The sequence below is a fragment of the Stenotrophomonas sp. YJH_SMC_82 genome, from assembly GCF_059368875.1.
Genome location: NZ_JCAFSE010000001.1, coordinates 1,641,478 through 1,662,452, shown reverse-complemented (window position 1 = coordinate 1,662,452; position 20,975 = coordinate 1,641,478). Strand labels below are relative to the sequence as shown.

General features: G+C 67.7%; 21 protein-coding genes and 1 pseudogene. 11 read left to right on the top strand and 11 right to left on the bottom strand.

Annotated features, from left to right (window positions below; translation table 11 throughout):
- Nucleotides 1–130: 130 nt before the first annotated feature.
- The gene (locus tag AC5P53_RS07450; protein ID WP_032961655.1) at nucleotides 131–937 is read right to left on the bottom strand and encodes an FHA domain-containing protein; all 807 of its coding nucleotides are present in this window, start codon (nucleotides 935–937) and stop codon (nucleotides 131–133) included.
- Nucleotides 938–1,062: 125 nt separating this feature from the next.
- Between AC5P53_RS07450 and AC5P53_RS07445 the strand changes: the two genes are divergently transcribed.
- From AC5P53_RS07445 to AC5P53_RS07435, 3 genes are all read left to right on the top strand, one after another.
- A complete protein-coding gene (locus AC5P53_RS07445) occupies nucleotides 1,063–1,338 on the top strand; it encodes a polyhydroxyalkanoic acid system family protein (protein ID WP_005417302.1) in 276 nt (91 codons plus the stop codon).
- A gap of 80 nt (nucleotides 1,339–1,418) precedes the next feature.
- Nucleotides 1,419–1,910: a phasin family protein gene (locus AC5P53_RS07440; protein ID WP_241887394.1), complete on the top strand. Its 492-nt coding sequence runs from the start codon at nucleotides 1,419–1,421 to the stop codon at nucleotides 1,908–1,910.
- Between the two features lie 236 nt (nucleotides 1,911–2,146).
- Nucleotides 2,147–3,151, top strand: a complete 1,005-nt coding sequence (locus AC5P53_RS07435; protein WP_241887391.1) for a restriction endonuclease — start codon at nucleotides 2,147–2,149, stop codon at nucleotides 3,149–3,151.
- A gap of 146 nt (nucleotides 3,152–3,297) precedes the next feature.
- Here AC5P53_RS07435 and AC5P53_RS07430 read toward each other — a convergent pair whose 3' ends face one another.
- The 4 genes from AC5P53_RS07430 to AC5P53_RS07415 form a co-directional block, all read right to left on the bottom strand.
- Nucleotides 3,298–3,690 (bottom strand): type II toxin-antitoxin system HicB family antitoxin, encoded by a 393-nt coding sequence (locus AC5P53_RS07430; RefSeq protein ID WP_049442481.1) that lies wholly within the window; start codon nucleotides 3,688–3,690, stop codon nucleotides 3,298–3,300.
- An 8-nt stretch (nucleotides 3,691–3,698) separates the two neighbouring features.
- A complete protein-coding gene (locus AC5P53_RS07425; protein WP_080053039.1) occupies nucleotides 3,699–3,881 on the bottom strand; it encodes a type II toxin-antitoxin system HicA family toxin in 183 nt (60 codons plus the stop codon).
- A gap of 94 nt (nucleotides 3,882–3,975) precedes the next feature.
- On the bottom strand, nucleotides 3,976–4,704 hold the full coding sequence (gene hutC / locus AC5P53_RS07420; RefSeq protein WP_033835268.1) for a histidine utilization transcriptional repressor HutC: 729 nt from the start codon (nucleotides 4,702–4,704) through the stop codon (nucleotides 3,976–3,978).
- 28 nt (nucleotides 4,705–4,732) lie between these two features.
- Nucleotides 4,733–6,103, bottom strand: a complete 1,371-nt coding sequence (locus tag AC5P53_RS07415; protein WP_049442480.1) for a formimidoylglutamate deiminase — start codon at nucleotides 6,101–6,103, stop codon at nucleotides 4,733–4,735.
- A gap of 67 nt (nucleotides 6,104–6,170) precedes the next feature.
- Here AC5P53_RS07415 and hutI point away from each other — a divergent pair, with 67 nt between their 5' ends.
- The 6 genes from hutI (at nucleotide 6,171) to AC5P53_RS07385 (ending at nucleotide 15,338) form a co-directional block, all read left to right on the top strand.
- A complete protein-coding gene (gene hutI, locus AC5P53_RS07410) occupies nucleotides 6,171–7,394 on the top strand; it encodes an imidazolonepropionase (RefSeq protein WP_241887388.1) in 1,224 nt (407 codons plus the stop codon).
- Entirely contained in the window at nucleotides 7,391–8,932 is a 1,542-nt protein-coding gene (gene hutH / locus AC5P53_RS07405; protein WP_046431447.1) for a histidine ammonia-lyase, read from the top strand. Before hutI ends, hutH begins: the two co-directional genes overlap by 4 nt.
- Nucleotides 8,929–9,783 carry an N-formylglutamate deformylase gene (gene hutG / locus AC5P53_RS07400; RefSeq protein WP_049442479.1) on the top strand — a complete coding sequence of 285 codons (855 nt, stop codon included), beginning with the start codon at nucleotides 8,929–8,931 and terminating at the stop codon, nucleotides 9,781–9,783. Before hutH ends, hutG begins: the two co-directional genes overlap by 4 nt.
- Nucleotides 9,780–11,447 (top strand): urocanate hydratase, encoded by a 1,668-nt coding sequence (hutU, locus tag AC5P53_RS07395; RefSeq protein ID WP_241887384.1) that lies wholly within the window; start codon nucleotides 9,780–9,782, stop codon nucleotides 11,445–11,447. Before hutG ends, hutU begins: the two co-directional genes overlap by 4 nt.
- 148 nt (nucleotides 11,448–11,595) lie before the next feature.
- A complete protein-coding gene (locus AC5P53_RS07390; RefSeq protein ID WP_241887381.1) occupies nucleotides 11,596–13,032 on the top strand; it encodes a serine hydrolase domain-containing protein in 1,437 nt (478 codons plus the stop codon).
- 194 nt (nucleotides 13,033–13,226) lie between these two features.
- Nucleotides 13,227–15,338 (top strand): TonB-dependent receptor family protein, encoded by a 2,112-nt coding sequence (locus AC5P53_RS07385; protein WP_241887378.1) that lies wholly within the window; start codon nucleotides 13,227–13,229, stop codon nucleotides 15,336–15,338.
- Between the two features lie 46 nt (nucleotides 15,339–15,384).
- On the opposite strand, the gene AC5P53_RS07380 is transcribed toward AC5P53_RS07385, so the two are convergent.
- Entirely contained in the window at nucleotides 15,385–15,903 is a 519-nt protein-coding gene (locus AC5P53_RS07380) for a hypothetical protein (protein ID WP_014647630.1), read from the bottom strand.
- A 198-nt stretch (nucleotides 15,904–16,101) separates the two neighbouring features.
- A pseudogene (locus AC5P53_RS07375) lies at nucleotides 16,102–16,589 on the bottom strand (hypothetical protein); the annotation flags it as partial.
- 205 nt (nucleotides 16,590–16,794) lie between these two features.
- Here AC5P53_RS07375 and AC5P53_RS07370 point away from each other — a divergent pair.
- Nucleotides 16,795–17,118 carry a hypothetical protein gene (locus AC5P53_RS07370; RefSeq protein ID WP_014647632.1) on the top strand — a complete coding sequence of 108 codons (324 nt, stop codon included), beginning with the start codon at nucleotides 16,795–16,797 and terminating at the stop codon, nucleotides 17,116–17,118.
- A 34-nt stretch (nucleotides 17,119–17,152) separates the two neighbouring features.
- Here the strand turns inward: AC5P53_RS07370 and AC5P53_RS07365 are convergent, their stop codons facing one another.
- Entirely contained in the window at nucleotides 17,153–17,728 is a 576-nt protein-coding gene (locus AC5P53_RS07365; protein ID WP_241887375.1) for a TetR/AcrR family transcriptional regulator, read from the bottom strand.
- Between the two features lie 69 nt (nucleotides 17,729–17,797).
- Between AC5P53_RS07365 and AC5P53_RS07360 the strand changes: the two genes are divergently transcribed.
- The gene (locus tag AC5P53_RS07360; protein WP_495227209.1) at nucleotides 17,798–18,343 is read left to right on the top strand and encodes a thioesterase family protein; all 546 of its coding nucleotides are present in this window, start codon (nucleotides 17,798–17,800) and stop codon (nucleotides 18,341–18,343) included.
- A 3-nt stretch (nucleotides 18,344–18,346) separates the two neighbouring features.
- Here the strand turns inward: AC5P53_RS07360 and AC5P53_RS07355 are convergent, their stop codons facing one another.
- The 3 genes from AC5P53_RS07355 to AC5P53_RS07345 form a co-directional block, all read right to left on the bottom strand.
- On the bottom strand, nucleotides 18,347–19,024 hold the full coding sequence (locus tag AC5P53_RS07355) for a hypothetical protein (RefSeq protein ID WP_049408613.1): 678 nt from the start codon (nucleotides 19,022–19,024) through the stop codon (nucleotides 18,347–18,349).
- Between the two features lie 141 nt (nucleotides 19,025–19,165).
- Nucleotides 19,166–19,948, bottom strand: a complete 783-nt coding sequence (locus AC5P53_RS07350) for an SGNH/GDSL hydrolase family protein (protein ID WP_014647636.1) — start codon at nucleotides 19,946–19,948, stop codon at nucleotides 19,166–19,168.
- Nucleotides 19,949–19,997: 49 nt separating this feature from the next.
- The gene (locus tag AC5P53_RS07345) at nucleotides 19,998–20,963 is read right to left on the bottom strand and encodes a DUF2268 domain-containing putative Zn-dependent protease (RefSeq protein ID WP_241887371.1); all 966 of its coding nucleotides are present in this window, start codon (nucleotides 20,961–20,963) and stop codon (nucleotides 19,998–20,000) included.
- Between the last annotated feature and the right edge of the window lie 12 nt (nucleotides 20,964–20,975).

Below are 20,975 nucleotides of genomic sequence, written 5' to 3'. Positions count from 1 at the left end.
CCCGCCGAAAAAGCGTGCCGACCAAGGTCGGCACCTACCAAAGCCATGCGCCGTCAGGCGTCATGCCCGCCGAAAGAGGCGTGCCGATCAAGGTCGGCACCCACCAGCGCGCGGACCCAGCGGATTCAGATCAGCGCGCGCCGAACCAGAGCAGCAGGCTGAGCAGTGCGGCCAGCAGCAGCGCACTCACCAGCAGCCACGGCCAGCGCCGGACCCTGCGCGGCGCGGCCGGCAGCACCGGCGCCTGCTCGGCCTCGTGGCTGGCGTCGTCCTCGGCGGGCAGTGGCCGCCGGCGCGGATCGTGCGGCACTTCCAGCACGAACCGGTGCTGGCCATCGAACACGACCTGGTCGCCGGCCTGCAGCCAGCAGTGGCGCACGGCCACGCCGTTGACCCGGGTACCGTCGGCGCTGCCCAGGTCGCGCAGCAGCACGCGCTCGCCGTGCACTTCCACGCGGGCATGCTGTTCGGCGAAGGCCGGGTCATCGATGGCGATGTCGGCCTCGTTGCCGCGGCCGATCAGGCGGGCCTGCGACAGGGTGAAACTGCGGCCATGGTGCAGGCCACCGACACCGCGCAGCAGTCGTTGCTGCTCGTCGCTGCCATCCTCGTTCTTCGGCGCAGGCGCCTGCAGCAGGCTCTCGACTTCGCCCTGCAGCACCATCTCCACGCCATCCACGTATACCGCATCGCCCGCGCGCAGCAGGGCCATCCGGCGCACCGGTCGACCATTGACGTGGATGCCGCGGATGCCATTGCCGACCTGCAGCCAGAGGCCGCGATCGTCCATGCAGAACTGGGCCAGCAGCAGGGCGCCGTGGCCGGCATCACCGAGCCGCACGCTGCCGTTGGCCTGGCGCACGATGCGCTGCACCCCGGGCCGCAGGGGCTGGTCGGGCTGTTGTTGCTGACTGAAGTGAACTAGCAGGTTCTGCACGCGGCGCAGCCTAGCAGGTTGGTCGCCAACGAAGAAGAACCCACGATGAGTGCTTGGCGCGGCGGCCCTTGATGCGCACAATGCTCGCCCTCTTTGATCATCCCCGCCCTGCGCCAGGAGCCTGCATGTCCACCATCGATGTCCGCCACGCCCACGCCCTGCCCGACGCACAGGCGCGCGCCGCGATCGAACAGGTCGCTGCCAAGCTGTCCGAGCGCTTCGGCCTGAAGTCGTCCTGGACCGCCGACGTCCTGAACTTCTCCGGCAGCGGTGTGGACGGTGCGATCGAACTGCAGCCGGGCGCCGTGCGCGTGACCGCCAAGCTCGGTTTCCTGCTGTCGGCGATGAAGGGCATGGTCGAAGGCGAGATCCAGCGCGTGCTGAAGGAAAAGCTGGGCTGAATCCTGGCGGCGGCCATCACGGCCGTGCAACGCCACCGCGCGCTACTCTCGGGGCAGGCCCAACTCCCACGGGAAGTGCGATGAACCACTACGAGAACGACGACCGCCGCAACGACGACGCCTCTTTCGGTGACCAGGCCGAGCGCTTCTCGCGCAAGCTCAGCGATTCGGCGCAACAGGTCTGGCTGGCCGGGCTGGGTGCGCTGGGGCGCGCGCAGGCCGAGGGCAGCCGCTTCTTCGACGGCCTGGTGAAGGAAGGCGAAGCCTGGGAAGCCCGCCGCCGTGAACGCAGCGGCGAACAGGGCCCGGGCTGGCGTGACAACGTCGAATCGTCCCTGGATGAAGCCCGCGAGAAGGCCTCGGGCACCTGGAACAAGGTCGAGAAGGCCTTCGATGACCAGGTGCAGGGCGTGCTCAAGCGGCTGCATGTGCCCACGTCCGACGAGGTGACCGCGCTGGAAGCCCGCATCGATGCCCTGCACGCGCGCCTGGCCAGGCTGGAAAACCGGGCGGCTTCGGGTGCAGATGCCCCCGCGCCGGGCAGCCATCAATCGCCGGACAGCATTCCCTGAGCGCAATTGTTGCAATGCAATAAATTTTGATTGACAATCGCGAGCAACCCGCCAATCGCTTCGGCTGCCGTTTGTTCCCTCCCCTCACGGCTTCAGGATTGGCGGGTTTTTCGTGTCCGTCGTATACCGTTCTGCGCGCTCCATCACGCTTCCTGTCAGGAACATCCTGACCCAGCCGGGCACCGCGACCTTTACACTGTCGCTCTCCGCTTTCGCCCCTTCCGCCCTACTCCTGCATGCTCCCTTGGATCCTGGCCCTGCTGTCGGCCCTGCTTACCTGTTCCCTGGCCGTTGTCTATCTGTGGTGGATCAAGCGGCGGCAGAAGGAGATGCAACTCGGCCTGCAGGCTCTGGCAGGCATGCACTGGCGCGAATTCTCGGTTCTGGTCAAGCGCATGCTGCGCGAACAGCGTGGCCTGCGCGAGCTGGTCGATCCGGCCGAAGATGCCCGCGAGCCGAGCAGCGACTTCCTGCTCAGCGATGGCCCCAATCAATGGCTGGTGTCGTGCAAGCACGGCCTGGCCTACCGCATCGGCACCGCCGCAGTGAACGAACTGGGTGCGGCCGCGCGCCTGGCCGGCGCCAAGGGTGGCGTGCTGCTGACCGAAGGCCGTATCGAGCGCGACGGCCGTGGCGCCGCCGAGAAGCAGGCGGTTGAAGTGCTGGACGGGCCGCGCCTGTGGCCGTTGCTGCAGCCCTACCTCCCTGCCGATATCGAAGCGCGCGTGCGCGCCAGCGCCCGGCACGAAGCGCTGCGCCGCATTGCCATTGCCGCACTGGGTGCGGCCACGCTGGGGCTGCTTGTCGGCCTGGGTCTGCAGGGCCTGCATGTGGAAGAGCCCGCTCCGGTTGCTGCGGCGCCGGTGGTGCCGACGCCTTCGGCCGCGCCTTCAGCCGCACCCGCCCCGATCGAAGCAGTCCCTGCGGCCGCCCCCGCTCCCACGCCTGCCGTCGCCCCCGCGACCGACGCGCGCAGCAATCCCGACCCCGATGCCGCCACGCTGGAGCGCTTCCAGGCCGATCTGGCCCGCGCCCTGGCCGGCAAGCCCGGCATCGCCAGCGGTGTCTGGCTGACCCGGCAGACACTGGCGATCAACCGCACCGGCGAACTGGACGCGGTGTGGCCGCTGGTCTGCGAGGAAGTGCTGCACTACCCCGCGCTGCGCAACGTGCGCATCCAGCTCAACGCCCGCCCCGGCGTGGATGAGCCCGTACGCTGGCGGCAGTGCGCTACGTATTGATGGCGCAGCATCCGCGCATGGCGTGGATCTACTGAATCCCGATGCGCGACCCCTTGGTAGATCCACGCCACGCGTGGATGCCTTTGCAGAGTTGAGCCACGCGCGAACAGCAGCCGAGCATGGGCTCGGCTCCACGTGGCGCCTGCTCAGCCCAATGCCGCGAGATGGGCGATGTAACTGGAGCGCGATTCACCCGCCGCTCTGGCCTGCGCATCCAGCCTCGCCAGGATCCGGCGTGGCAGGCTGATATTGACCCGCTCGATGGTGTCGTCCAGCAGAGCCGGATCAACGCAGATGTACGCAAGAATCCAACAGATGTCCTTGGATGCGTCGGCGGCGATCTTCTGCGGCGCTGAAGGTGTCGGAATCGAGCGCCCCTCATCCAGGGCCACATCAATCCAGGCGAGCGCCGCCTCTTCCGCCGCAGTGAGCGCATCATCAAGCGTGTCGGCCGCTGAGAAGCACCCCGGCAGATCTGGAACGACCACACCCCACGCGGTGCGCTCATCGCCCGCCTCGATCAAGACTGGATATCGCATGGGCCCTCCTACGTCAGTCCTGCGAGCTTCCGCAACGCCTGCACCAGCCCTTTCCCCAGATCCTTCCTTGGGTGAGGAACGGTGATGATGTGAGGGTGCTGCGAGTGCACGAATACATGATGGGATCCGCGGATCCGACGACAGATCCAACCTGCCGCTTCCAGTTCCCGGATGAGGTCCCTGCTCTTCATGCAGGGACGATACACATCGTACACACGCCCCGACAGAGTTCAAGGCGACAGTCGTTTCGGCAGAGTAGATCCACGCCATGCGTGGATGGAATCCCTATCGCGCGCCCGGCGCGAAGCGCGCCACCAGGTCCCAGGCATCCCCCAGGAACACCTGGCGAACGCGGGTGATCGGCTGTTCGCCACGCCAGGTCAGGCGTTCGATCACCAGGCAGGCGGTACCGGGCTTCACATCCAGCAGCCTGGCGGTGGCAGTATCCGCGCCCCAGGCACTGATGCGATGCTGGGCACGGGTCCAGGACACGTTCTGCAGCAGCCAGCTGCCCGGGGCGGTGGTGCTGAAGTCGACCTCCAACACCTCGGGCACGCCCACCGGGCTGATCAGGCGGTGCTCCAGTGCCAGCGGGCGACCATCGGCCAGATGCAGGCAGCGCATCGCCAGCAGGTTTTCCTGTCCGGCCAGCTCGACTTCACCGGCATTGCCGGCATCGGCAAGGCGCAGGTCGCGCTGCAGCAGGCGATAGGCGTACTGGTGGCCGCGCGAGCCAACCTCCATCGCGATATCGGGAATCTCCAGCGCCACCTGCTCCAGGTGCGGTGGCTGACGCGCCACGAACGAACCCGCGCGACGGCGGCGCTCGATCATGCCGCTCTCGGCCAGTGCGGTCAGCACCTTGTTCACCGTCATCCGCGAGCATCCGTACTGCTCCATCAACTCGTGCTCGTACGGAATCCGGAAGCCCGGCGCCCACTCTCCACTGAGGATGCGGCTTTCCAGATCGCTGCGGATACGCTGGTTGAGCGTGGCGGACTTGCTGGCCTTCACGTAATGGGGTCTCGGTGGCGGGAGGCGATCAGCCCAGCACGCCGCGCAGGGCGGCAGCGAAGGCGCTGGTGATCGCCTCGCGCTGCAGGTGGCGGCCCTCGGCCACGCACTGGCGGCCATGGCGCCAGACCGATCGCAGCGCGCCATTACGTGCGGCGAACACCCAGCTGTCAAGCCATGCGTCATCCTGTCGCGCCTGCAGCGCCGGGTGTGCGGCGTCCAGTTCAACCAGGTCGGCACTGGCGCCGACCTGCAGGCCGGCGGCCACGCCCAGCGCCTGTGCGCCACCGTGCAGTGCGCCTTCGAACAGGAAGCGGCCGGTGCTGCGGGTGGCATCCGGGGCCAGTACGTTGCGACCGCGCAGGGTCAGACGCTGGCCGTATTCGAGCAGGCGCAGTTCTTCGGCCGCGTCGATCAGCACATTGGAATCGGAACCGACGCCGAAGCGCCCGCCCTCGCGCGCGAACGCCTGCATCGGGAACAGGCCGTCGCCCAGGTTGGCCTCGGTGATCGGGCACAGGCCGGCCACGGCTTGGCTGGCCACAATGGCCGCGCGCTCGTCATCGGTGATGTGGGTGGCATGCACCAGGCACCAGCGCGCATCCACCGGCGCATGGTTGTACAGCCACTGCACCGGGCGCTGGCCGCTCCAGGCCAGGCAGGCCTCCACTTCGCGCACCTGCTCGGCGATGTGGATGTGCACCGGGCCGTCGGTCAGCGGCAGCAACGCACTCAGTTCCTCGCCGGTGACCGCACGCAGGCTGTGCGGTGCGATGCCGAGCACCGCGTCGGGCAGCGCGGCCAAGGCCGGCTTGGCGGCCTCCAGCAGCTGCGCGAAGCCGTCCACGTCGTGGATCAGGCGCCGCTGCGCTGGATTCGGCGCCGCCCCGCCGAAATCGGCATGTGCATAGAACACCGGCAGCAGGGTCAAGCCAATGCCGGTCTGGTCGGCGGCGGCGGCGATCCGCGCACTCATCTCGGCGCGGTTGGTATACGGCCGGCCGTCGGCATCGTGGTGCAGGTAATGGAACTCGCCGACGCGGGTGAAGCCACTTTCCAGCATTTCCATATAGGCCTGGGCGGCAATGGCCTGCACCGCGTCTGGGCGCAGGTGGGCCAGGAAACGGTACATCAGCTCGCGCCAGCTCCAGAAGCTGTCACCGTCGCCGCCGCCGATCTCGGTCAGCCCGGCCATGCCGCGCTGGAAGGCATGGCTGTGCAGGTTGGGCAGGCCCGGCACCAGGATGCCGACCCGGGTGTCGCCCGCCTGCGCGCCCTGCCCCGTGCTGATGGCCGCGATGCGACCGTCCTGCACCTGCAGGCGGACATCGCGGACCCAACCCTCGGCCAGCAGGGCGTGGGCGGCATGGAAACTGTGCGGGGAACGCGAATCGGACATGGCTGGACAACCCGAAATGGACGCCTATATTGTATAGACATATAAGCACAGCCGCGTTGTGGATGCCATGCACGTCGATACCCTCTGGTCCAACGTCCACCTGATCACCCTTGATGGCGAAGGGCTGGGTGTCATCCGCGATGGCGTCCTGGCCTGCGCCGACGGCCGCATCGTCCATGTCGGCGCGGCCGGCAGCGATGCCCACCTGCAGCCGACCACCCGCATCGACGGCGAAGGCCGTTGGATTTCGCCCGGCCTGATCGACTGCCATACCCACCTGGTCTACGCCGGCAACCGCGCCAACGAGTTCGAGCAGCGCCTGCAGGGCGTCAGCTATGCCGAGATCGCCCGTGCCGGCGGCGGCATCGTTTCCACCGTGCGCGCCACCCGTGCCGCCACGCCGGAACAGCTGGCCCGCGAAAGCCGGCCACGCCTGCTGGCGATGCGCGCCGAGGGCGTGACCACCCTCGAGATCAAGTCCGGCTACGGCCTGACCCTGCCCGACGAGCGCAAGCAGCTGCAGGTGGCGCGTGCGCTGGGCGAGGAATGCCGGGTCAACGTGGTGACCACCTTCCTCGGCGCGCACGCGGTTCCGCCAGGCCGCGAAGCACAGGAGTACACCGACGAAGTGTGCGAGGTGATGATTCCGGCCATCGCCGCCGAAGGCCTGGCCGAAGCGGTGGATGTGTTCTGCGAGAACATCGCCTTCTCGCCGGCGCAGGCGCGCCAGGTCTTTGAAGCGGCGCGCGCCAACGGGCTGTCGGTGAAGATCCACGCCGAGCAGCTGAGCAACCAGCATGGCGCCGAACTGGCGGCCCGCTTCGGGGCACTGTCGGCCGACCATATCGAACATCTGGACCATGCCGGCATCGCCGCGATGGCCGCTGCCGATACCGTCGCCGTGCTGCTGCCCGGTGCCTTCTATTTCACCCGCGATACCACCCTGCCGCCGATCGCCGCGCTGCGTGCGGCCGGCGTACCGCTGGCGCTGGCCACCGACAGCAACCCGGGCACTTCGCCGCTGACCAGCCCGCTGCTGGCGATGAACATGGGCGCCACCCTGTTCCGCCTGACCGTGGACGAGTGCATCGCCGGCTTCACCCGTGAAGCGGCGCGCGCACTGGGCCATGGCGAGCGCATCGGCCGCCTGGCGGTGGGCATGGACTGCGACCTGGCGATCTGGGACATCGATGCCCCCGCCGACCTGGTCTATCGCATTGGATTCAACCCGCTGCACGCGCGCGTGGTGCGCGGACAGCCCGACCTGCCTGCCTCCTGGAGCAACACATGAGCAACACCCTGGTTCTTCGCCCCGGCCATGTCACTCTCGCCCAGTGGCGGCAGGTCTATCGCGGTGCGCCGCTCGCACTGGACCCGGCCGCGCTGCCGGTGGTGCGCGCCAGTGCGGCGGCGGTGGCCGCCATCGTCGCCAAGGGCGCGCCGGTGTATGGCATCAACACCGGCTTCGGCAAGCTGGCCAGCGTGCGCATCGAGCGCGAAGACCTGGCCACCCTGCAGCGGAACATCGTGCTCTCGCATGCCGCCGGCGTGGGCGAGCCGATGCCGGCCAGCGTGGTGCGCCTGATGATGGCGCTGAAGCTGGTCAGCCTGGCGCAGGGTGCTTCGGGCATTCGCGAGGAAACCCTGCTGCTGCTGGAAGCGATGCTGGTCAAGGGCGTGCTGCCGGTGGTGCCCGCGCAGGGCTCGGTGGGTGCCTCGGGTGACCTGGCGCCGCTCTCGCACCTGGCCAGCGTGATGCTGGGCGTAGGCGAAGCCTTCATCGGTGACGAGCGTCTACCGGCAGCCGACGCACTGGCACGTGCCGGCCTGCAGCCGATCGAACTGGGCGCGAAGGAAGGCCTGGCGCTGCTCAACGGCACCCAGTTCTCCACCGCCTATGCGTTGGCCGGCCTGTTCGAGATCGAGACCGTGTTCCAGGCCGCACTGGTCACCGGCGCGCTGTCGGTGGAAGCGGCCAAGGGTTCCGACACGCCCTTCGACCCCCGCATCCACGCGATCCGCGGCCAGCGCGGGCAGATCGCCACCGCCGCCACCCTGCGCACGCTGATGCAGGGCTCGGACATCCGCGAATCACACCGTGACAACGACGTGCGCGTGCAGGACCCCTACTGCCTGCGCTGCCAGCCGCAGGTGATGGGCGCGGCGCTGGACATCCTGCGCCAGGCCGCGACCACGCTGGAAATCGAAGCCAACGGCGTGTCCGACAATCCGCTGGTGTTCACCGATACCGGCGAAGCGCTGTCCGGTGGCAACTTCCACGCCGAGCCGGTGGCCTTTGCCGCCGACATGCTGGCGATGGCGGTGTGCGAGATCGGTTCGATCAGCGAGCGCCGCCTGGCGATGCTGGTCGATCCGGCGCTGTCCGGCCTGCCCGCCTTCCTGACCCCGCGTCCCGGTTTGAATTCCGGTTTCATGATTCCGCAGGTGACTGCTGCTGCACTGGTCTCGGAAAACAAGCAGCGCGCCTACCCGGCCAGCGTTGACTCGATCCCGACCTCGGCCAACCAGGAAGACCATGTGTCGATGGCCGCGCATGGCGCACGCCGGCTGATGCAGATGGCCGAGAACGCCGCCAACGTGATCGGCATCGAGCTGCTGGCCGCTGCGCAGGGTTGCGACTTCCACGCCCCGCTGCGCTCCAGCGCCGCGCTGGAAACCGTGCGCGCCACCCTGCGTGCGCAGGTGCCGACGCTGGAAGAAGACCGCTACTTCCATCCGGACATGGTGACCGCCACGAATCTGGTGCGCAGTGGCGCGCTGGCGCAGGGCCTGACCGACCTGCTGCCAACCGTGGAACCGCAGGCATGAATACCCATCCCGAATGGCTGACGGTGCACGAAGGCGACGCCCCCCTCATCGTCAGCTTTCCGCATACCGGCAGCGAGCTGCCGCACGACCTGATCGGCGACTACCACTCACCGTGGCTGGCCCGCCGCGACACAGACTGGTGGGTACACGAACTGTACGACTTCGTGCGTGGCATGGGCGCGACCACGGTGCGCTCGGCGATCTCGCGTTCGGTGATCGACCTCAACCGCGATCCCAGCGGCGTGTCGCTGTACCCGGGCCAGAACACCACCGGCCTGTGCCCGCTGACCACCTTCGACAACCAGCCGCTGTACCACGCCGGGCGCGAACCGGACGAAGCGGAAATCGCCCGTCGCCGCGACACGTATTTCCTGCCTTACCACGATGCGCTGGCGGCGCAGATCACGCGCCTGCGCGCACGCCACGCTACCGTGGTGGTGTACGACGCGCACTCGATCCGCTCACACATCCCGCACCTGTTCGAAGGCGAGCTGCCGCAGTTCAACCTGGGTACCGCCGGCCCCTCCGGTGCACCGGACACCTCCTGCGACAACGCCTTGAGCGATGTGGTGGAGAACCTGCTGGCGCTCAGTGGCATGAGCCAGGTGCGCAACGGCCGCTTCAAGGGCGGCTGGATCACCCGCCACTACAGCAACATCCCGGGCGGCGTGCATAGCCTGCAGATGGAACTTGCCTGCCGCGGCTACATGCACGAGCCCCTGCCGGACCAGGTGGACGAACACAGCTGGCCCACCCCGCTCGACCCCGACCTCGCCGCACCCCTGCGCCACACCCTGGCGCAGGTGCTCAACGCCTGCCTTGAATTCGCTACGAACCGGAGCGCCGCATGACCCGCAACGACCCATCCCGCACCGTCGCCGCGCCGACCGGCACCACGCTCAATGCCAAGAGCTGGCTGACCGAAGCACCGCTGCGCATGCTGATGAACAACCTGCACCCGGACGTGGCCGAGCGCCCGCAGGAACTGGTGGTGTACGGCGGCATCGGCCGCGCCGCGCGCGACTGGGAAAGCCTCGATGCCATCGTCGAGACGCTCAAGCGCCTGGACGACGACCAGACCCTGCTGGTGCAGTCGGGCAAGCCGGTAGGCGTGTTCCGCACCCACGCCGACGCGCCGCGCGTGCTGATCGCCAATTCCAACCTGGTGCCGCGCTGGGCCAACTGGGACCACTTCAACGAGCTGGATAAGAAGGGCCTGGCCATGTACGGCCAGATGACCGCCGGCAGCTGGATCTACATCGGTGCGCAGGGCATCGTGCAGGGCACCTACGAGACCTTCGTGGAAATGGGGCGCCAGCATTTCGGCGGCGACCTGACCGGGAAGTGGCTGTTCACCGGTGGCCTCGGCGGCATGGGTGGTGCACAGCCGCTGGCTGCCGTGATGGCCGGCGCCTCCTGCCTGGCCGTCGAGTGCCGCAAGAGCAGCATCGACATGCGCCTGCGCACCGGCTACCTGGATACCTGGACCGACAACCTGGACGAAGCGCTGCGCCTGATCGACGAGTCGTGCAAGGCCGGCACGCCGAAGTCGGTGGGCCTGCTCGGCAACGTTGCCGATGTGCTGGCCGAACTGCTCAAGCGCGGCGTGAAGCCGGACCTGCTGACCGACCAGACCTCCGCGCACGACCCGGTGAACGGCTACCTGCCGCAGGGCTGGACGGTCGAACAGTGGGATGAGAAGCGCGCTTCCGCCCCCAAGGAAGTGGAGAAGGCTGCGCGTGCATCGATGGCCAACCACATCCGCGCCATGCTCGGCTTCCACGCGCTGGGCGTGCCGACCGTGGACTACGGCAACAACCTGCGGCAGATGGCACTGGAAGAAGGCGTGGCCAATGCCTTCGATTTCCCGGGGTTCGTGCCGGCCTATATCCGTCCACTGTTCTGCCGCGGCATCGGCCCGTTCCGCTGGGCTGCACTGAGCGGTGATCCGGAAGACATCGCCAAGACCGATGCCAAGGTGAAGGAACTGATTCCGGACAACCCGCACCTGCACCGCTGGCTGGACATGGCCGCCGAGAAGATCAAGTTCCAGGGCCTGCCGGCACGCATCTGCTGGGTCGGCCTGGGTGATCGTGATCGCCTCGGCCTGGCCTTCAATGAAATGGTGGCCAACGGCGAACTGAAGGCACCGGTGGTGATCGGTCGTGACCATCTGGACAGCGGCAGCGTCGCTTCGCCGAACCGCGAAACCGAAGCGATGGCCGACGGTTCCGATGCGGTGTCCGACTGGCCGCTGCTGAACGCCCTGCTCAACACCGCCAGCGGCGCGACGTGGGTGTCGCTGCACCACGGTGGCGGCGTGGGCATGGGCTTCTCGCAGCACGCCGGCATGGTGATTGTCTGTGATGGCACCGAAGCGGCGGCGAAGCGGATTGGCCGCGTGCTGTGGAACGACCCGGCCACTGGCGTGATGCGCCATGCCGATGCGGGGTATGGCATCGCGATCGACTGCGCGAAGGAAAAGGGACTGGATCTGCCGGGAATCCTCGGCTGATCACGGAGGTGCCGGCCAGCGGCCGGCACTACCGAAACGTGTGGTAGTGCCGGCCGCTGGCCGGCTCTCCCCGATGCGGGAATCGGCGGCCTTGACCCGCTCGTCGGTCGTGACCAACATGCGCCATCACCGCTGATGGATCACCGCGATGTACCGCACGCTCGCTGCCGCACTGCTCTGCACGCTGTTTGCGATCCCGCCCGCTTCGGCGCGTGACGTCTCCACCACTCTCTCCACTCAGCTCGACGCCCAACTGCAGAGCAACCGCGAGCGCTACGGCATTGCCGGCCAGGCGGTACTGGTCACACACAACGGCCAGGTGCTCTACCAGGGCGCCAGCGGTGAACGTGATCCCGCTGCCCATGCCCCTGCCACCGTCGAGACCATCTTCGCCGCGCAGTCGATGGCCAAGCTGCTGACCAGCACGCTGGTGATGCAACTGGTCGATCAGGGCAAGGTGGATCTGGATGCGCCGGCCAGCCGCTACGTGCCGGGCCTGCCGATTGCATGGCAGGCGATCCACGTGCGTGATTTCCTCAACCACAGCTCCGGCATCGGCGAGTACTACGACCGGGTGGATAACCGCTGGGTGAGCAAGGGCTACCCCGGTGTAGCGCCTGACCTTGCCGCTGCGCTGAAAGTCGCCGGCGCGGCACCGATGCAGTTCGCCACCGGCAGCCGCATGCAGTACACCCAGGCCAACTACCTGGTACTGACAGCGCTGCTGGAAGCACACTACCGCACGCCCTACCCGGCCATCGCGCGCGAACGCATCCTGCAGCCATTGAAGATGACCAGCACGTCATGGGGCATCGCCAACGTGCCGGTCGAGCGCGCGGCGGTGCCGTACATCGGCAAGGATGGCGCGTTGCAACCGGCCAATGAAGATCCCTGGCCCAACTACGGCTGGGGGCATGCCGACCTGCAGACCACCGTGGGCGACATGAACCGTTTCCTGCAGGCGCTGGCGACCGGCAAGCTGGTGCGCACGGCGACCCTGGAAAAACTCTGGCAGCCGCAGAAGCTGAGCGGTGGCGGCAGCAACTTCTTCTCCACCGGCTGGGACACCACCCGCAGCGACGGCTACACCCAGGTCGGCCACGATGGTGGCACCCGTGTACGTGCGCGATTGGCCTACAAGGGCACGCTGGCCAGCGGCTACTGGGTGTTCGTGTACCTGACCAATGGCAGCGCCCGCAATGTCTGGTCCAGCACGCTGGTGGAGAGCACGATGGCGGTGGTTGCGCCCGGGGAGTTTCCGCATGCGGTGTTGTCCGAGCGGCTGATCGGCTATGCGCTGGATGACAGCACCGATGCGAAACCGCAGATGCGTAGCTGGCTGCGCGACAGCAATGGCGTTCCCACCGGCGAACTGGAGCGTGCGATCAACGGTGATGGCTATGCCATCCGCGAAAGCCTCGGTGCACGCAAGGCGCTGAAGGTGTTCGCGCTGAACACCGAGCTGTATCCGCAGTCCGCCAACACGTGGGACAGCCTGGCCGAGTGCCACGCTGCATTGGGGGAGAGGGAAGCGGCTGATCGGCTGTACGCGAAGGCCAAGAAGCTGGCGAAGCCCTCGCCATAAACCCTGCTGTAGCGCCGAGCCCGTGCTCGGCTGATCTTCGCCGCGATGGCAGACAACCCGCGCTTCGCGCGATTAGCCGAGCGTGGGCTCGGCTCTACAGGAACACGGCGGGCGGCCATACGCCGCCGGCGGGTGACGCGGCGCTGTCGACCTGTTAACTTGCGCGCCACTTTCGTGGTTTACAGCATTCCCGCATGTCGCTTCCGTCGTACCGCCCTCACCCGTCGCTGCTGTTCCTGGCTGTTTCCCTCGCCCTGGCTTCCACCGCCGCCGCCGCCCCGCAGGCCACCACCCTCGATGCCGTGCAGGTCACCGCTGCCGCCGATGCCAGCGCGCAGGCGCGCGAGGCCCTGAAGCGCATCCCCGGCGCCAGCAACGTCATCGACGTGGCCAAGGCCGACAGCCGACTATCCACCAGCGCCGATGTGTTGGCCTACCAGCCGGGTATCAGCGCGCAGTCGCCGGGTAATGAGGGCACCAAGATCTCGATCCGTGGCTCGGGCATCAACCGGGGCCCGGGCGCGCACGCCTCGGGCATTGCGGTGTCGATCGACGGCCTGCCACTGACCGGCCCGGGCGGCACGCCCTACGAGCTGCTGGAACCGCTGTGGCTGTCGCGCGTGGAAGTCCTGCGGGGCGCCAACGGCTTCGAGCGCGGTGCGTTGGCGCTGGGCGGTGCCATCGACTACGTCAGCCGCAGCGGTCGTGATTCGGCGGGCGTGCAGCTGCACTACGAAGCCGGCAGCCGTGGCTACCAGAAGCGCGGCATCAGCTGGGGCGGCGTCAGTGGTGATGTCGACTACTTCCTGGCCTACACCGATACCGAATTCGACGGTTACCAGCGTCATGCGCGCGGCGACGGCAAGGGCGCGATGGCCAACATCGGCTGGCAGATCACGCCCGACCTGCAGACGCGTTTCTTCGTGCGCTACCGCGAAACCAATCATGAAACGCCCGGTCGCCTGACCCGCGATCAGATCCGTAACGATCCGCGTGCCGCGAATGCGGCCAACCTGGCCATCGATGCGCGTCGCCCGCAGCCGGGCAGCACCTGGGTGGGCAACGTCACCACGCTGCAGATCGATGAAGACTCCTCGTTGCAGGCCGGGCTGGTCTATCACACGTACCCGATGGACTTGAACGAGAGCCTGTACCGGCAGCAGCTGGACTACGCCAACCTCAACGCCACGCTGGACTACCGCCGCCGCCACCGGCTGTTCGGCCTGGACAGCGAAACCACGGTCGGCCTGCGCGTCACCCACGATCTGGACGCCGATGTGCGCGAGTCGCTGCGCTTTGCCAGCAACGGCTATGCCGCCGGCACGCGCACGCGTGACTTCCGGCACCACGGCACCGACAGCACGCTGCACGTCGGCAACACCCTCACCTTCAATGACCGCCTGCGCATGCAGACCGGGCTGGCACTGATCAACACCCGTCGCGATGTGCAGGTGACCTGGCCGAGCAGCGGTGGCCGCCTGCGCGACCACGACTGGGACTACGCGCCGCGACTGGGCTTCACCTGGCAGCACAGCGCCCGGACCCAGTGGTTCGGCAACCTCAGCCGCTCGGTGGAGGCGCCGCACCCGTGGTCGATGATCTGGGGCTCGAACCAGTACTTCGGGCCAGGCAATGGCCCGTCTACCGGCCGCCAGCGCGCGCCGGTGCCGATGCAGAACCAGACCGCCACCACGCTGGAACTGGGCGCGCGCGGTGACGCGGCGCTGGGCCGCTGGGAACTGACCGGCTACTACGCGCACGTGAACCACGAACTGCTGAGCGTTGAACTGCAACCGGTGCCGAACCTGTTCATCGCCGAGAACAACGCCAGCCCCACCGTTCACCGCGGCATCGAGGCCGGATTGGACAGCACGCTGTGGCGGGCTGCACCGGGCCGGCTGTCGCTTCGCCAGGCCTATACCTTCAGCGATTTCCGCTACCGCCACGACGCGCGTTTCGGCAGCAACCGCCTGCCCGGCCTGCCGCGCCACGCCTACCAGGCCGAGCTGCGCTTCGATCACGCATCCGGCCTGTACGCCGCGCTCAATACCGAATACGCCTCGCGCATCGCCGTCGACTACGCCAACAGCTACTGGGCCGACAGCCACGTGATCTTCGGCAGCCGCATCGGCTACGACGCACCCGGTGGCCGCTGGCAGGCCTGGGCGGAGATGCGCAACCTCGGCAACCGCCACTACACCGCCACGGTCACGCCGGGCTACGACGACGTAGGCAGGGATATTGCCCGCTCGACGCCGGGCGAAGGCCGTGGCATCTACGCTGGTGTGCGTTTGCGGTTTGACTGATGACCGCAGGCGGCGCCGGGTGTGATCCGGCGCCGCCGTTCCAGTGTCAGCCGATACGCCAGGCCGGCAGGCGCTCGCTGCGCTTCCAGATGGAAGGCGCCAAGCCGATCAGCACCAGTGCCGCCAACCACTTCGGCGAGGTACTGAGCAGTGTCGAGGTGAGCGAGCCATCGGCGGGGGCGGCCATTTCCTGCCACGGGTTGTAGCCCAGGTAGACGACGCTGCCAGCCCACCACAGCAACGCCAGACCGACACCCACCAGCAGCAGGGCCAGCGTGCGGCAGGTCCAGCGCTGCGAGGTAGTGCCCCATTCCCGCGACGCCGCGGTCAGCAGGCCCACCACCAGCAGCGACACCAGTGCCACCAGGCCGATATCGACCTTGGTTCCAATGCGCTCATAGGTACAGGCGCGGCACTGCGCCTCTTCCGCGGCGGTGGCGGCTTCGGCGCCATCGGCCTGCCCGGCTGCGGGCTGCGCCAGTGCTGCAAACGGCAACAACGCCGCCAGCAGCGTCACCATGATCCAACGAAACAACGTCCTGTTCCTGCGTGCAGCGACATCCATGCGCTCTTCCTCGTCAGTGGTTGTGTGTCCCAGTGGGCGTCCGGCCATCCAGCGCCCCTGTTTCAGATGCAGTACGACAAGCTCCCGATAGGTGACACCGCCGGGACACGAATCCCGGCCGACCGCGATCATAGCCTACTGTTCAGTGCAGCTGAAAACGGGGCGGGTCCAGGCGATATGAAGGAGCCAACCGCACTCCCCCCCCTGGATGACCTGCAGCAGATGGCTCGCACCCGGCACGCATTCCTGCGCGAGCCAGCCCAGTACGGCGAAAAACAGCAGCAGGCCGAGCAGCGGCCAGATCGTATGCGACACGCATACCCGCCACCATCCCTGTTCCTGCATGCCCTGCATGCGAGGCGATGGGCTGCCACCGCCCACATCCGGCGACAGTCCCTCCAGTACGTTGCCCAGCGCCAGCGGATCCAGATCCACACCAGCAGCAGGAACACGCCATAGGCCAGCAACACGGCCATCGGGTAGCGAAGCAACATCGCGTCGATGCCGGCCAGGCGCAGCAGGTACGAGGCAAGGAATCCGGCCGCACCGGTCAGGGCGACGATCAGGGCCATCTGCAGGCGTGGCCAACCCCGCTGCTGCAGGTGCTGGCGCGCACGCACGACTTCGCTGCCGTGGTTTACGGGCAATTTCAGTGGACCGCGTGAAAAATGGCGTGAGCGCTTCATTCCGCCGCCGGGGGCCGGAGGCAGCGCGGCCAGGGACTTCGGGAACCTGATGCTGCATGCGGACATCCTTGCCGGGCACGCGTAGGCGGTGGTGGACGGATTCCAGCGCGATGGGGCCGTGGGTCCATCACCCACAGGCCGCACTGGCGCCGGCCTTGTACCCGCGCGCCGGCGGCTGGATCATGACTTTCCGCTACGAAAAAGTATGCTCTACGGCATGCACGTCTCCCAGCTCACCCGCTCCACCGCCCTCGTGATGTTCGTTCCAATGATTGGCCTCGCCGGTTGGGGTTCGTGGTTTGGTAGCCGCTGCATCAGCGATGGCTGCCTCGGCGTCCTGGTGGCATGGCTTGCCGCCGTGGCCACCTTTGCGGTGCAGGCGTTGCTGGTGCTCCCGACGCATGCCTGGGCCCTCAAGCGGCAGGGATCCCCCGCCTCCCGCAGCTACCTGCGTTGGTTGGGCGCGTCGGCCATCGCTGCCTTCCTGCCCATCGGGCTCGGCTGGGGCTATCTGATGATCTTCCGATGACCTGCTGCGCGTCTTCCGCACGCGGATAGCCGGATCAAGGACGCGCGGCCGCCTTCAGCAACTGCGCGGCCACCTGGTCGAACGGGGCGATGTCCTGCAGTGCGCGGCACATCGCCACTGCGCCTTCCACGCTGGCAATCACCAGGCTGGCCAGTCCATCCGCCGCCGCAGGTTCGTGGCCGTCGGCAATGAAGGCTCCGGCGAGATGCCCCTGCCAGCGCGCGAACACTTCGGCAGCGGCAACACGTGCCTGGCTGGGCACGGCCTCCACCGGCTCTTCCACTGCCGCGGCCAGCACCGGACAGCCCGCGCGGAACCCGGAACGCAGCAAGCGCTCACGCCACATCGCCAGGAACTGCTGCAGGCCCTGCACCGCCCCACCCTTCAGCAGCTCCACCAGCAGCGCTTCTACCTTGTCGCCAGCCATGTGGGTGGCGCGCGCCAGCAACTCCTGCTTGCCGCCGGGAAAGTGGTGATAGGTGGAGCCCAGCGGTGCCTCGGCCAGCTTGGTCACCTCACGAATGCTGGTGGCATTGAGACCCACGCGCGCCAGCATCTGTGCCGCAGCATCAATCACGCGTTGTGGCGCATCAGAGGGACGCGGGCTCACGGCGGGCTCCTTGCTAAGACAGTCGTCATAGATTAGCGTACCGGCGATTCTATAACAGTCGTCATAACCATGAATCTCTGGTTCCGCCTGCTCCACCTGCTGCTGTACAGCCTGTTCCGGCCGAAGCTGGAGGCCCCGTTCGGGGTCTCGCGCCTGCAGTTCCGGGTGCTGCCCAACGACCTGGACAGCAACCTGCACATGACCAACGGTCGCTACTGGAACATCTTCGACCTGGGCCGGCTGGACCTGATCCTGCGCATGGGCCTGGGCCGGGTGGCGCTGCGCGAGAAGTGGGCGCCCATCGTAGGCGCCGGCACCATCCAGTTCCGTCGCGAGCTGAAGCCGTTCCAGCGCTTCACCCTGGAAACGCGCCTGGTGGGCTGGGTCGGCTCGCGCGGCATCATGGAGCAGCGCGTGCTGATCGGCGCCGAGCAGAAGATCGCCACGCGCGCGCTGCTGGTCACCGGCATCTACGACCGGCGTGCGCGGCAGTTCCTGGGCATGCCGAAGATGACGGAAGCGATCGGCGTGGTCGCCCCGCCGTCGCCGCCGCTCAGTGCGGCCGCCGAAGCGTTGCTGGCCGCCGATGCGGCGTTGAAGCAGGACGACGCCTGAGCTTCAGGGGGCCGCCACCGGCACCGCGTGCGGTTCGCGCGACACGACCTGGGTGCGCCCTCCCACGTGCAGCACGTACTCGAAGGACTGCCGCATGCGGCTGTATGCGCCGCCATCCGGCACGCCGTAGTTGGCACCCACGCTGAGGGTATGCCGGCCCGGCGGCAACGGCTTGAGCATTACCCAATAGCCGTCGGCGGCGGCCAGCCGAGAGTGTTCGTCGTCGGCATCCATGCGGAAGCAGCCTTCGCTGCGGACCCGATGCCTGCGCATGTCGCCCAGTGGCTGGCCGTCCAGCAGCACCACCGCGCTGATCAGGTAATCGTTGTTGACCGCCGCCCCCGCCTGCAGCTCCTTGCAGGACACAGCCTCATCCACCTGGTAGTGCGCCATGTTGATGATCGGCAGCAACAGGTACTTGCCAGCCGGCACCACGCATTCGCGATGTGGCCGGAAACGGCCATTGGTGCCGGCCAGGTTCCAGACCGGGCCTTCCTGGCCCAGATCACACACACGGCCATCCGGGTCGAGATAGGGCGCGCCGCCCTGGGCGTCGGCCCAGCGCCACCAGCGGGCGGTCCATTCGGCCAACGAAACGCCGCCCACCGGTTCACGCGTCAGCGGCGAAGGCACCGCCGTGTCTGCACTGAACGCCGGCACGGCGGCCAGCAGCAAGGCCATCGTTGCGCCACTGCGGCAAAGCCATCCCTGGATTCCCTTCCGCATCACCCACCCCATCGTCCCTGGCGGCCACGCGGCGTGGCCAGCTTCGGCGCCACTGTACCTTGGCGGGCTGGATCCTGTGCAGTGCGGGTACTGTGCCTACTCCAGCGCCATTGCGCGCTTGACCGCCGCCTCGGCCAACGGCGCCATCACCGCATAGCCCTTCGCGGTGGGATGCACGCCGTCGTCGGCCAGCTGCGGATCCAGCCCTCCGGCGGCATTGGCCATCGGCGTGTAGTAGTCCAGATAGACCAGCTGCTTCGCATCGGCATAGCGCTTCAATGCCGCGTTCAATGCGCGCACCTTGGGCGCAGGTGCCGTGCCCGGCAACCACGGGTAATCGCTGACCGGCAGCACCGATGCCAGCACCACGGCAATGCCATGTGCACGAGCCAGGTCCACCATCGCGTGCAGGTTGTCTTCGATCATCGCCTGCGTGGACGGGCCGGTGTTGCCGGCGATGTCGTTGGTGCCAGCCAGGATCACCACCACCCGCGGCTTGAGTGCCAGCACGTCCTGCGGGAAACGCACCAGCATCTGCGCCGTGGTCTGGCCGCTGATCCCGCGATTGAGCCAACCCTTGCCGGGAAAGAACGTCGCGCTGCCCTCCCTGCCCCAGCCTTCGGTGATCGAGTCACCGAAGAGCACCACGCGTGGTTGCCCCGGTACGGCGGCAGGCAGTCGCGCGTTGGCATCGCGGTAACGCTGCAGTTCCGGCCAATCGGCCAGGCGCTGCTGCATGAAGCGCACCTCGTCCGGGCGCAGTCGCTCGACAGGTTCCACCAACAACGGGTTGACGGCGGGCACGTCGGCCGCCATCCCATGGGCGCTCATCGCGCTACCGAGGGCAACCGCGGCCAGGCCAGCGGACAAGGAACGCATGGGGTCTCTCCGTTGAATGTCTGCGCCAGTCTAGCGCGCGGCCCCGCGCTCAGCGTGCCGCCGACCGCGCCGCCACGCCGGTCACCTTGGCCGGCATCCACATGCCTGGCGTCCAGCCACTGGCGGCCAGGATCGCCTTCGGGTTGTCCTGCTGGATCAGCGCACGCACCGCGTCACGCTTGTCCTTGGCCTGCAGGTAATAGGCCTTGGCGATGCGATAGCCCACCCAGTAGCCCAGATCATAGGGTTCCTGCGAACCGGGCTTGTAGTTGTACAGCCACGGCGACAGATCGGTGCTGTCCACATCCAGTGCGAAGGCGCTTTCGATATGTACTTCCCGGCCACGGATCCAGGCCGCGTGGCGACCGTTGCCGACATTGCCGGAAATCAGCTCGCCGATGAACTCGGCGATGCCTTCGCCCAGTGAAACACGCAGCACCGTCGCATGCGGGTCGCCCGGCTCGACGTCGGTCAGGCCGGTCTGCTGGATGTGCACGTACTCGTGCGCGATCACGTGCACGAAGCGGTCCTGCACATTGGGATTCATGAAATCGGCTGCGCACAGCGCTTCCAGGCCGATGATCACCCCGCTCTTGGAGGTCAACCCGACCGGTCGGCCGCGGCCGACCGCGATGGTCACCGGCGGAAACGCGGCCTGCGGATAGATCGCCTGCAGGTTGCCGAACACCTGCACCAGGCGCTGCTTCACCGCCGGCAGCTCTGCAAGGCAACCGCGTCCCTGCGCATACACCCCGGGCTGGCTGGCAATGGCCTCGGCCATACGCTCGGGCGTGACCCGGCGCGCCTTCGCCAGTTCACCCAGGCCCGGACTGCCTTCGGCCAGGTAACCGGCCAGCTGGGCGATGCTGGGCTTGCCGCCGGTGCTGTCGTAGAGCGCGTAGAAGCGGCTGGCATCGGTGGTGAGGATCTGCGGCCCCGGCGGGGTTCCCGCCGACGCCACGCCGACCGCCCCGGCACAGGCCAGGGCAAGCAGGCAACGCAGGAAACTGGACATCGCTCCGTCCTT

Coding starts and splice junctions, on each gene's coding strand:
- AC5P53_RS07350 (WP_014647636.1), bottom strand. CDS start 19,948: ATGCGTTCCTTGTCCGCTGGCCTGGCCGCGGTTGCCCTCGGTAGCGCG.
- AC5P53_RS07415 (WP_049442480.1), bottom strand. CDS start 6,103: ATGTCCGATTCGCGTTCCCCGCACAGTTTCCATGCCGCCCACGCCCTG.
- AC5P53_RS07380 (WP_014647630.1), bottom strand. CDS start 15,903: ATGGATGTCGCTGCACGCAGGAACAGGACGTTGTTTCGTTGGATCATG.
- AC5P53_RS07445 (WP_005417302.1), top strand. CDS start 1,063: ATGTCCACCATCGATGTCCGCCACGCCCACGCCCTGCCCGACGCACAG.
- AC5P53_RS07435 (WP_241887391.1), top strand. CDS start 2,147: ATGCTCCCTTGGATCCTGGCCCTGCTGTCGGCCCTGCTTACCTGTTCC.
- AC5P53_RS07440 (WP_241887394.1), top strand. CDS start 1,419: ATGAACCACTACGAGAACGACGACCGCCGCAACGACGACGCCTCTTTC.
- hutH (WP_046431447.1), top strand. CDS start 7,391: ATGAGCAACACCCTGGTTCTTCGCCCCGGCCATGTCACTCTCGCCCAG.
- hutU (WP_241887384.1), top strand. CDS start 9,780: ATGACCCGCAACGACCCATCCCGCACCGTCGCCGCGCCGACCGGCACC.
- hutI (WP_241887388.1), top strand. CDS start 6,171: ATGCACGTCGATACCCTCTGGTCCAACGTCCACCTGATCACCCTTGAT.
- AC5P53_RS07345 (WP_241887371.1), bottom strand. CDS start 20,963: ATGTCCAGTTTCCTGCGTTGCCTGCTTGCCCTGGCCTGTGCCGGGGCG.
- AC5P53_RS07370 (WP_014647632.1), top strand. CDS start 16,795: ATGCTCTACGGCATGCACGTCTCCCAGCTCACCCGCTCCACCGCCCTC.
- AC5P53_RS07390 (WP_241887381.1), top strand. CDS start 11,596: ATGTACCGCACGCTCGCTGCCGCACTGCTCTGCACGCTGTTTGCGATC.
- AC5P53_RS07385 (WP_241887378.1), top strand. CDS start 13,227: ATGTCGCTTCCGTCGTACCGCCCTCACCCGTCGCTGCTGTTCCTGGCT.
- hutG (WP_049442479.1), top strand. CDS start 8,929: ATGAATACCCATCCCGAATGGCTGACGGTGCACGAAGGCGACGCCCCC.
- AC5P53_RS07425 (WP_080053039.1), bottom strand. CDS start 3,881: ATGAAGAGCAGGGACCTCATCCGGGAACTGGAAGCGGCAGGTTGGATC.
- AC5P53_RS07430 (WP_049442481.1), bottom strand. CDS start 3,690: ATGCGATATCCAGTCTTGATCGAGGCGGGCGATGAGCGCACCGCGTGG.
- AC5P53_RS07360 (WP_495227209.1), top strand. CDS start 17,798: ATGAATCTCTGGTTCCGCCTGCTCCACCTGCTGCTGTACAGCCTGTTC.
- AC5P53_RS07355 (WP_049408613.1), bottom strand. CDS start 19,024: ATGGCCTTGCTGCTGGCCGCCGTGCCGGCGTTCAGTGCAGACACGGCG.